Source organism: Janibacter sp. CFPM2_SD2 (genome assembly GCF_057364645.1).
The window spans coordinates 1-1,400 of record NZ_JBNFOF010000345.1 but is presented as its reverse complement, the minus strand read 5'-3'; the positions used below and the strand labels follow the sequence as shown (position 1 = coordinate 1,400).

1 protein-coding gene and 2 pseudogenes are annotated in these 1,400 nt (G+C 71.5%); all 3 read left to right on the top strand.

The genetic code is table 11. From position 1 onward, the window contains the following. Positions 1 to 519 (top strand): hypothetical protein (locus AC2W7J_RS18160; protein WP_485984169.1); only part of this gene is annotated, 519 nt, incomplete at its 5' end. A 26-nt stretch (positions 520 to 545) separates the two neighbouring features. Then, positions 546 to 1,120, top strand: a pseudogene (gene dcd, locus AC2W7J_RS18155) (dCTP deaminase). A 74-nt stretch (positions 1,121 to 1,194) separates the two neighbouring features. Continuing rightward, a pseudogene (locus AC2W7J_RS18150) lies at positions 1,195 to 1,400 on the top strand (hypothetical protein); the annotation flags it as partial.

The window sequence follows — 1,400 nt, the reverse complement described above, 5'->3', positions numbered from 1 at the left end:
CGCCGTGGCCGCCGCGTCGTCGCCGGGGGAGTCGTGGTCGCCACGAGTGGTCCCGACCCGGCGCCGCCGGCGAGCACCTCCGACCAGAGCTCCTCGGCCGCCCCGACCAACCCCAACCCCACCCCCTTCGCCACGGGCAAGGCGTGGGAGCCGTCGAACCCGACTGAGCGCAAGATCATCGAGACCTACCGTGACGACCACGTCCACCTGCTCCCCGACGGCGGCGTGCGCATCGACATCCCGCCGAAGATGAACTGGGAGGCGATGACCAAGGCGACGAATGCCGAGGGCATACCGGTCCGCTTCTGGGCGGTCTCGGGGACGCGGAACGTCTGGGAGATCGGGGCGACGACGACCATCGACCCCGAGGACGGCGTCGACATGGCGGCGGAGCCGGGCGAGCCCTATCCGTCGGACGGCGTCACCTTCGAGCGCTCGGGGGGTACGGACTCTCCGGTGACGGCCGTCGTCTTCGACCACGTCCCGACCGAGCCGATCGACATCAACTTCACCCAGTGAGGCCGGCGGCGCTCTAGGGTCGGACCATGCTGCTCTCCGACAGGGACATCCGCGCCGAGATCGACGGTGGCCGGGTCGTGCTGGACCCCTGGGACCCGACGATGGTCCAGCCGAGCAGCGTCGACGTGCGGCTGGACAAGTTCTTCCGGCTCTTCGACAACCACAAATACCCCGTCATCGACCCGGCGGCCGACCAGCCCGAGCTGACCCGGCTCATCGAGGTCGAGCCCGACGAGGGCTTCGTGCTGCACCCCGGCGAGTTCGTCCTCGGCTCCACCCTCGAGACGGTGACCCTGCCCGACGCCCTCGCCGCCCGCGTCGAGGCAAGTCCTCGCTCGGTCGCCTCGGCCTGCTGACCCACGCGACGGCCGGCTTCGTCGACCCCGGGTTCTCCGGTCACGTGACGCTCGAGCTGAGCAATGTCGCGACCCTGCCGATCCGCCTGTGGCCGGGCATGAAGATCGGCCAGCTCTGCTTCTTCCGCCTCTCGTCGCCGGCCGAGCACCCCTACGGCTCCGCGGCCTACGGATCGCACTACCAGGGGCAGCGGGGGCCGACCGCGAGCCGGTCCTTCGCCAACTTCCACCGGACCGAGGTCTGACCCGGCGTCCCAGCAGGCGGACGGGCGAAGGGAGTCCGCCGCACGTGTCGTGACCCGCAAGTAACCTCGGGCCCATGAGCACCGACACCCACCGCATCGCCCCCCACGACGAGGTCCGCGAGGACCACGAGTCCCGCCGGGTGTCGGCCTATCGCGACGACGCGCTCGGCTCGCTCGACGCGACGGGTGTCGCCGAGGAGATCCGGGCCGGGCGGATCAGCGCGGTCGAGGCCGTCGAGGCCGCGATGCCGCGTCGCCGCGTCGACGGCAGCTCGGCGCG